This is a genomic window from Pyrobaculum sp. (assembly GCF_049971835.1).
GTDB lineage: Archaea > Thermoproteota > Thermoprotei > Thermoproteales > Thermoproteaceae > Pyrobaculum.
Map to the genome: position 1 here is coordinate 1 of NZ_JBMFKV010000085.1, position 8,702 is coordinate 8,702.

Below are 8,702 nucleotides of genomic sequence, written 5' to 3' on the forward strand. Positions count from 1 at the left end.
ACTGGAGGTAGCGCCTCGCCACCTTAACAGGCCACTTCGCCACCGGCCACCCCTCCCAGGGAGCCGCGTGGTGAGCCTGCTTCTTCTTAAAAGTCCTAATCGGCACCGGGCGCTTGAGCTTCACCACGTCCTCCAGCCAAGCCCTCGCCTGCCTCAGCGTCATGCCCTTTATAAACCTCGCCACCTCCACACTCTTCTTCCACGACATCCTCTGCTCCGGGGCATACGCCCTCGCTATCTGCTCCGCCGTAATCTTCACCCCATACTCCCTAAACACCAGCTTAACAACCTCCTCGTCGCTAAGTGAGAAGTTCTGATGCCGAGGCACAGCCCCCATGAAAAAGACATTTATAAAGTTATCCATTTATACGATTCGCAACGCCTAATACTTTAGGACGCTGTAGTATTAAAGCTAAATTAATTATACTTCAAGTTTAGAAAAATATTATTATAGTAGCAAAGCCTAATCAACAATTCTTGCAGTAGTGCGTAGCGGTTTAAACGAAAAGTCTTTTAGATAATGTATGTAGAATGCTTGATATATTTCGAGTGTATATCCCACTCCAGGGTTTGCGTCGGTGCCTATGGACGTTACATAATTTGCCTTACCCTCGAATAGTTGGAAGCTAAAGCCTATATGCAGTCCCTTTACTAACCAAGAATATGGGAATTGTAGATAGTTAACTATGGCTCCGATTGGCCATCTACCGCTCAGCTTAATACTAAGGCCAAGATCCAGTAACGGCTCTTGATTCATGAATTCAACATATAAAGTGTATTAGAGTTGCCACCATTTCCGTCCATGCCGACGTAGCTCCTTGTGTCTTTTAGCGATACTTGGTCGAAAATCACACTAGGCGGATTCGACACGCCCCTTATGGCAAAACCTCCGTTTTCTAGTGAAAGATATAACATACGCATATCAGCTCTTTGATCAATGACTCCACAGGTGTTTGTATCATATACTTCATACACTACATAGCGCCACACAGTTGAATAAAACATCATGGCCGCCGATTCGCCGTCGTTTCGTATTACGTATCCTAGCGAACCTGTGGTTTTAAGATCTCCGGTGCTTCAACTGTATTGATCTGATATGCGGAGCTCGGCGCCGAAGTTTAGAGCGGTTCCGCCGTATACGTTAAACTTAACCGTGCTTCCATCTACATAATGAAAGTGGAGAAACTCCCCAAATGCTTTACTTGACTCGTCCTTTGGTGCCACAACAGGCACGTAGTTGTTAAGATTGATCAGATACATATATCACCTTCCCCTCGGGGCAGGTGGCAAACCTTGACCCTTAGCGTGACCTCTTCCTGACTCCGTGTACCTTGTATCTCTTGTTGACTATACGCGGAGTCGCTATTACTGTAGTGTACGGCAGGGACTCCGCTGGTATTGATATGGGCAGTATGGCAAATAATGTATTTTCTGTCAGAGTCGGCCGATCCGCCCTCTTCAGCTTATCCCTCCACTGATCCGCCTACTCCAAGAGCCTCTTCTTTGGTAGTTTAAGCTTACAGTTTTTGACGGCGACCTCCTCCACGTCGCCAGTGGGCTCCCAGATTAGGAACGCGGAGAAGTCCACCGGGTTGTCATTTTTTGTCTACAAATTCCAGAACCACGTCATCGCCGCTGGGCTCGGCCGCGATTTTTTCAAACCAGTAGCCGCCGGGGGCGACGCCGTGGCCCGGGACTCCTCCGTGCCCAGCCGCCCCAGGTGGGTCAGTAAACTATTGAGAATAGAGCCATCGCAGAGTCGCCCAGAATTTTTAACAACTTCCTTCTGCTGATCATACGTATCTGAAATCCTTCTTTTAAATTTTTCGCATAAATGGATTTTAATTCCCGTAACGAATACGGCGACGTGTCGCTCTGGAGGCTCATAAGAGGCGAGCACGGGGTGCTGGCGGCCCTGGCGTCCACCGCCTCCTACGCCGTGGCGGGCGGGAGAGACCCCTCGGCCATGGCGTTGCTGGCCGCCTCCACCTTCCTAGCCGAAGCCGGCCTCTTCGCCCACAACGACCTGGCGAACCTAGAGGAGGACCGTGTTAACAGGCCAGATGCGCCGCTTGTGAAGGGAGACGTCAGCGTAGAGGCGGCGCGCCTCGTCGCGTACGGGTCGCTGGCCCTCGGCGCCGCTCTGGCGGCTATACTGGGCCCGGCCCCCCTGGCCATATACACGGCGGCCGCGGTCTTCGGCGTGTTGTACAACTCCAGACTCAAGCGGGTCCCCCTCGCTGGCAACTTGACAGTCGCCTTCCTCACATCCATGACCTACATATACGGCATGGCCGCGGCAGGCGCCGCGTCGGCCGTCCTCAACCTCCTCTTCGCCTCGTCCCTAGTGGCTAACCTCGGCCGGGAGCTTGTGAAGACGGCCATGGACTACGAGGGGGACTTGAAAGCCGGCGTCACCACCCTGGCGACCCGCATAGGCCCGGAGAAGACCGCGGCGCTGGGGGCCTGGACCACCGCAGCCTCCACAGCCCTCGGCCTGTGGCTGGCGTACGCCTCCCTCTCCGCCGGGCTGTACCTACTCGCGGCTGGCGCCGCGGCCACAAGCGTCATGTTGCTCTACCTATCGATAGAAGCCTCGAGGGGGCGGTGGCGGAGGTTCCGCAACGGCACCCTCGCCGCCTTCGGGACGACGCTGGTGGCTCTAGTCGCCGAGGGGCTATGGCGACTATTCTAGTAGACCTAGACGGGACGCTGCTACCCCTCGACGCCTGGAACCCAGTCTTCGCCGAGGTCTGCAAGGCGATAGCCGAGAGGGCCGGCGCCGCGCCCGACGAGGTGTGGAGAAGGGCCAGGGAGAAGAACCTCATCCTCATGAGGAGGCTAGACTGGCGGGCATTCGACTGGCAACAGCTCTTCGACGCCGTGGCGGAGGAGCTGGGGGCCGGGAGGGCGCCGAGCGTCTTGGAGGTGCTCTACAGACATCTGCCGCGCTTCCGCCCAGCCGACGGCGCTCTGGAGGCCCTGCGGGAGCTGAGGGCCATGGGGCACCGCGTCGAGATAGCCACCAACGGCCACGCCTCCTACCAGCTACCCGTAATCCGGCGCCTAGGCCTCGACGAGCTGGTCGACGGAGTGAGGACCTCCGACGCCTATAGATGCCCCAAGACGTGCCCCCAGTACTTCCAAGACGCCGATCTGATGGTGGGGGACAACCCGATCTTCGACGTGTACTTCCCCAAACGCTTCGGCCTACTCGCCATATTCTACGGCGACTGGGAGAGGGAAGCCGCGGAGCACTCCCGACGCCTCGCCATATCTATAGACGCGGTCCGCCCAGACCATGTGGTGAAAAACCTAAAAGAGCTACCAGACGCGGTGAGGCGCGTGCTAGCTCTTAGGTAGACACCAAAGCCCCCTCTCCCTCTGCACAAACCCCCTCTTCCTAAGCATCACGCTGTTGAGATTCTTACCGTAGTACCTCCTAATCTCTGCAAAGGTCAGACAGCCATCCGGCCTCCTGCTGGCCTCCCGAACCACCGCCTCCCAGCCGCCCCCCACCTCCAAGCCCCTCTCCTGCAACTGACGCACCACATCCCTCAACGCCCTCTCCACAGCGCGCGCCACACCCCTCTCGAGATCACCCACACTCCGCGCCACCGCCCCCTCCACAATCTTCACAACCCGCTCCTCCAGGTTAAGCGTAGCCAACACCTCCTCCACAATCTCCCTAATCCTCAGCTTACACGGCTGCTCCAGGAGCTTGATAATGACGTCGTCAAAAGGGGCGTCCGGCCTCGGAAGAAGCCTCCTAAGACGCTCAACCAGCGTGGGGTCCCTAACCTCAATATGCATGATCCCACAGTATATAAAACTATATAAAGATTACGACACAGACGGCGGAGGGAAAAGCCAGGCCCCGCCACCAGCCTAAACACCAGCCCCGCACTAGTAGCCGACATGGGAGGCCGTAGGCATTGGACGACCATGTCCACAAGAGCCGTGGGCCATACGGCGGCACATGAGTTGGATAAACGGCGAGGGGGAGGAGTAGCACCGTGGAGAGGGGAAAAAGGGGAGGGGGTTAGTCTTTTATCTCTTCTTTGACCATCTTCTTTGCCAGTGTGTAGATAATGGGGGCCAGCATTATGCCGGCCGCGATCGCGACGCCCCAAGCCACGTTCTGCACCACATGCGCCGTGTTGGGGAAGTTGGCGAAGATCGCGCCGAGGCCAACCATCAGGAATATTAGGTACAGGAGGAACTTGGCGTAGGGAGCCACGCTTGCGAACTCGCCGTGGTCCTCCACGATGTTCCGCACGATGGTGTGGCCGATGAAGATGCCGGCGCCGATGATGACTGTGCCTAAGATAAGCGGATATACGAGTGGCCCGGTGAAGAGCATTAGGTCAAGCGCCACCGACACAATCAACGCGATCAGCCCGATGAGCAGAAGGTTCCTCAGCATCTCGCCGATTTCCACAAACTGCTGAGGGAACAAGCCAGTCATGAGCTTGCCGATGTAGTCTGTTAGAAGCGCCACCAGAATTATACCAACTGTGAGCAGTATAATGCCGCCGATGAGGCGGGGGAGGTACTGCGCCACCTGGGCCAGCAGAGCCCCGGCCTCTCCCCCTATCTTTAGGTAGCCAATGGCGATGACCACGCCGATCACAACTATAAAGGCAGTCACGAGCATCCCTATGAGGTTGGATAGGTCTACCCCCGCCGCCCTAAAAGCCTTACCAACGTCAGTCTTATCAAAAGCCTTCTCTAAACCAGTCCTCTCCACCAGCCTATTCACGGCCCTCCCCACCACGGAGCCCACCACCCACGCGATGAGGATAATCAAGATGGCGACAGCGCCCTCTATGCTGTAGTTTATCAAATCGCTCACTAGCTTGTCCCAGTTAATCCCAAACTGTAGAAACATAACCCTACTACCGTTGTACTTTTTAAATATTGTTAATATGAACGCCGGCGCTATTAACGCCGTTAATAGGGGAGACACGGCGTGTGCCAGCCGCAGTGTTATCTGGCACAAGCTAACACGGCGAAATTTAAATCGGCAGGTGCAAAACAAGGTTTGTAGAGGATGTTTAAGCTAACTAAAACTTGTCCACGAGCTATAATATTTAAGAAATATTCAAATGAAGAAAGCTGTTGCTATTCTATTTACAATAATAATTTTAGTAAAACTTATAGAATATAGTTAGTGCAAAGTGTTGATATGCGGCGCGGGTTACCGGGTGGAGATTCTTCCTCCCGGCGCCTTAATTTTTATTTACCTCTGGAGTATAATACTTGTGGAGTCAAAATTTATCGACAGAGAGGCTGAGTTGCAGTGGTTGGAGGAGGCCTACAAGTCGCCTACGGCTCAGATGCTCGTCTTGTACGGCAGGAGGAGGATAGGGAAGACGGCGCTGGTGGTGTGGTTTTTGAGAGGGAAGAGGGGGATTTACCACATGTGTACCTACGACTCTATTGAGAAAAACGTACGGGAGCTTTTGGACAAGCTGGCGGAGCTCACAAGGCTGGAGTATCTACGCCATCTGGAGCCGAGATTTGACGTCTTTTTAGACGTCCTCGCCCGCGTGTCTGCGGAGGAGAGAGTGGTGCTGGCGCTAGACGAGTTTCAATACCTCGTGGAGCTGGACCCCTCTATCCCCTCTGTGTTGCAGAGGGCTTGGGACCTCTCGCTGTCTAGGACAAAAATCTTCTTAATATTGGTGGGGTCTAGCGTGGGGATGATCGAAGAGAGGGTTTTGTCGCGTAAGTCGCCTCTATACGGCCGGCGCACTGGGAGTTGGAAAATGGGGGAACTGCCCCCGGGGAGGATACGCGAGTTTCTCCCCGGCTGGAACTCCGTCGATGTATTTAAGGCGTGGGCTGTGGTGGGAGGCGTGCCGTACTACCTCTCTCTTTTCGACGCCAATAGGAGCTTTGAGGAGAACTTGTTGCGTCTCTTCAAGAAGGGCGGCCCCCTCTACGAGGAGCCGATGTTTTTGTTAAGAGAGGAGTTGAGAGAGCCCCGGGTGTACGTGTCTATACTCGAGGCAATCGCCGGCGGGAGACACGCCCTGGGGGAAATAGCCGACTGGGCGGGGCTGGACAGGAGTAAGGCGTCTAAGTATCTGTGGGTCTTGCAACACCTCGAAATAGTGCGCAGAGAGGCGCCCGTGGGCAAGAAGAGAGGCCTCTACTACATCTCAGACAATCTCTTCCAGTTTTGGTTCCGCTTCGTTTACCCCAACCTCTCCGCGTTGGAGCAAGGCGACGTGAGACCTCTCCAAGACGGAGAAGCCCTCTCCCAGTACTTCGGCGAAATGTTTGAAGAATTTATAAGGCGCTACTCGCCGTCTATATTCGGCGTAAAGCTAGGGAAGTATGTAAAAGGCAATGTCGACATTGACTTGGCGGGGGAAGCCCACGGCTGTAGAATATATGGAGAGGTGAAGTGGTCGGAGGACGTCGACGCAGAAACTGTAATGAGAAATCTCGTTAGAAAGGCTGAGGGCGACGTCTATATAATAGTGGCCAGGGGGTTCAGGAAAAGAACAGCTAACTCCTACACACTACAGGAGATTTTCGACGTCTTGGAGAGCGGCCGTAGGATAAAACTCTGCGCAGAAACAACTTAAACCCCGGCCTCTATAGAGGGCATGCGGCCGCCTGTAAAAGCCGTCTGGACATCGAGGAGAAAACCCCCGACGGCTACTACGTAGTGGTGCTGGGCCTATACGCTAAGGAGATATTGGGAATAGATGCAGAGCCAGCAGGCCGGTTTTACATATACAAGACCAAGTCGTGGCAAGAAATCCTCCGCTTAGTTAACAAAGCGCGGGAGTTAGGACTAGACGTCAGAAGTTAGGGCTTAATCCCCCCGGCGAGAATTCTCTTGACAAGACGATTAACAACTTCACACTTTGGGGCAAGGGTGGTGTTTCTAGCTGTCACAATCCCTATGTCTCTGGCGACGCGATAGTTTGTTGCTGAGAAAAACATTTGAAAATAGAGTCTTGACACGAGACGAGAATTTGTTAGAGAAGTGGATCTGTCCGGCGCTTCAAACGGAGAGATCTGACGTGTCAGCTGGGCCAACTCCACAGCCAGAAGAATGCGCCAATAAGCCATCCAGGAAGCCTCGCCCCTCAGCGGGAAGAGGAGTCAGAAGTAAAGGACTCTACGTAGCCATTCTAAAATCGCCAAAGTCTCCCTCGTCCCCTTCTCAGTTAGGTGGTAAAATCCGTCTCTCTCAGCTACGAGTCCCTTCTCTTTCAACAGCTGGAGGTATTTCTCGAAGCTGTAGTAGTTCAGCTTGCTGAGTCTCCACAGCTCGGTTTTTCTCATGGGTCTCTCCAGGAGGAGGGATAGTAACCTGACGACTATGTCAACATCGACGTTACCCATCGCCTCACCTGTCTAATGGCGTGTAGCCCCAGGGCCGCGGTGGATAGGCCGCATGCGGACAGCGCCGCCGCCGAGATGGGCTCCAGCGGCGCCGTGGGTAGGGAGATCGCGGTGGCCGCAACTCCGGCTACGACTGCGGTTTTGAGGCCGCGGTAGATTTTTTCAAGGGTGCCGCCTGCGATTAGGGCCAGGGCGTATGCGTACAGTGCTATGGGCACCGCCAAGACGTAGCCGAGGTAGGCGTTTAGGTGGTAGAAGACGACGCTGATGGCCTCTCCGCCCTTAATGACGTACATGCCCCTCACGCCGATGGGGGTTAGGCTCCCGGGCGTGCAGTTGCTTACACATCTCAAGGGGGCGCGTGCCGATATCGTACCCCACCTCAGATCCACTGTGCCGTTTTGGAAGAGGGTGAATCTGCCCACTTCGCTAAACCCCTTGTAGATAACGCAGTCGTAGCTGGATCCGTGGGAGATGCATATGCCGTAGTACCTGTCTACTAGCGAATATGCAACAAAGACAAGAACGATAACGCTTACTATTAATATGATGAACAACCTCACGACTCAATAACATCATTCTGATAAAAAGTTGATCTACTTAAAGTAGATGGAATTCGGCGATTGGGGCGGTATCCTGGAGTACATGAAACTACAAGATTAAAACACGCGCATGGAGAGCACCACAAAAGAGACCCGCCTAGAGCGGCGGCGCGCCGCATTATAAACTGTTGAAGAAATCTTCGGGGTGGGATACAGTCTCTGCCTCGTTATAACCACAAGTCACGGCTATTCACACGCCGCCCCATCATCTACGATTTTCATGACGATCTCCGCCAAGCGCGTTTTAGCCGATCCGCCAACCTATCGATATCTCGAGAACTAAGGATAAGCTTATATTCCACATTATCAATAACTCAGGTAAAAATCACTATGAATATTCATAAAAAATTATAAAAATTAAAAATATTATTTTGTTTGTTTCATCTGTGCTTTATATGCCGGTAGAATTCTCTCAACTGCTGTGATAGACCGCGGCTTGGTGCTCACGGGCTCAACTTTATCAACAACCTTGGGCCGATACGCCTTTAGCACTATTTCTGTACCTTTTGGAGGTTCTGTAGGGCAGGCGCCTTGCGTTGTGAAGTACACCTTGTAGGTAACGTAGCCGCTTTCAGATCCAGCGTTGAAGAAGATAGCCGTTAAAGTTTTGGAATTACTGTCCCAGTAATATGTATAGTATACCTCGGGCACGTTGGTTACCGCGTCTCCCACCCACGCATTTATGGCAGATGGCAAATGGTAGCTCTTCCAAGTATATTGCCCAGACACTAC

At 53.8% G+C, this 8,702-nt stretch carries 10 protein-coding genes and 1 pseudogene; 4 read left to right on the forward strand and 7 right to left on the reverse strand.

Annotated elements, in window-relative coordinates; genetic code table 11:
• Both ACP5J3_RS08295 and ACP5J3_RS08300 read right to left on the reverse strand, forming a co-directional pair.
• A pseudogene (locus ACP5J3_RS08295) lies at positions 1–328 on the reverse strand (50S ribosomal protein L22); the annotation flags it as partial.
• Positions 329–1,077: 749 nt separating this feature from the next.
• Complete coding sequence (locus ACP5J3_RS08300) at positions 1,078–1,233, reverse strand: hypothetical protein (protein ID WP_428495256.1); 156 nt, start codon at positions 1,231–1,233, stop codon at positions 1,078–1,080.
• 359 nt (positions 1,234–1,592) lie between these two features.
• Here ACP5J3_RS08300 and ACP5J3_RS08305 point away from each other — a divergent pair, with 359 nt between their 5' ends.
• From ACP5J3_RS08305 to ACP5J3_RS08315, 3 genes are all read left to right on the forward strand, one after another.
• Complete coding sequence (locus ACP5J3_RS08305) at positions 1,593–1,793, forward strand: hypothetical protein (protein WP_428495257.1); 201 nt, start codon at positions 1,593–1,595, stop codon at positions 1,791–1,793.
• Between the two features lie 74 nt (positions 1,794–1,867).
• Positions 1,868–2,695 (forward strand): geranylgeranylglycerol-phosphate geranylgeranyltransferase, encoded by an 828-nt coding sequence (locus tag ACP5J3_RS08310; protein WP_428495258.1) that lies wholly within the window; start codon positions 1,868–1,870, stop codon positions 2,693–2,695.
• The gene (locus tag ACP5J3_RS08315) at positions 2,680–3,363 is read left to right on the forward strand and encodes an HAD family hydrolase (protein ID WP_428495259.1); all 684 of its coding nucleotides are present in this window, start codon (positions 2,680–2,682) and stop codon (positions 3,361–3,363) included. The genes ACP5J3_RS08310 and ACP5J3_RS08315 overlap by 16 nt, the downstream gene beginning before the upstream one ends.
• Here the strand turns inward: ACP5J3_RS08315 and ACP5J3_RS08320 are convergent.
• Positions 3,349–3,813, reverse strand: a complete 465-nt coding sequence (locus ACP5J3_RS08320; RefSeq protein WP_428495260.1) for a hypothetical protein — start codon at positions 3,811–3,813, stop codon at positions 3,349–3,351. The genes ACP5J3_RS08315 and ACP5J3_RS08320 overlap by 15 nt on opposite strands.
• 229 nt (positions 3,814–4,042) lie before the next feature.
• Entirely contained in the window at positions 4,043–4,891 is an 849-nt protein-coding gene (locus ACP5J3_RS08325) for a mechanosensitive ion channel family protein (RefSeq protein ID WP_428495261.1), read from the reverse strand.
• A gap of 373 nt (positions 4,892–5,264) precedes the next feature.
• Here ACP5J3_RS08325 and ACP5J3_RS08330 point away from each other — a divergent pair, with 373 nt between their 5' ends.
• Positions 5,265–6,599, forward strand: a complete 1,335-nt coding sequence (locus ACP5J3_RS08330) for an ATP-binding protein (protein ID WP_428495262.1) — start codon at positions 5,265–5,267, stop codon at positions 6,597–6,599.
• A gap of 526 nt (positions 6,600–7,125) precedes the next feature.
• Here ACP5J3_RS08330 and ACP5J3_RS08335 read toward each other — a convergent pair.
• The 3 genes from ACP5J3_RS08335 to ACP5J3_RS08345 form a co-directional block, all read right to left on the reverse strand.
• Positions 7,126–7,368, reverse strand: a complete 243-nt coding sequence (locus tag ACP5J3_RS08335) for a winged helix-turn-helix domain-containing protein (protein ID WP_263246822.1) — start codon at positions 7,366–7,368, stop codon at positions 7,126–7,128.
• Positions 7,344–7,931 (reverse strand): hypothetical protein, encoded by a 588-nt coding sequence (locus ACP5J3_RS08340; protein WP_428495263.1) that lies wholly within the window; start codon positions 7,929–7,931, stop codon positions 7,344–7,346. The genes ACP5J3_RS08335 and ACP5J3_RS08340 overlap by 25 nt, the downstream gene beginning before the upstream one ends.
• A 405-nt stretch (positions 7,932–8,336) precedes the next feature.
• On the reverse strand, positions 8,337–8,702 hold a 366-nt coding region (locus tag ACP5J3_RS08345), incomplete at its 5' end, for a hypothetical protein (RefSeq protein ID WP_428495264.1).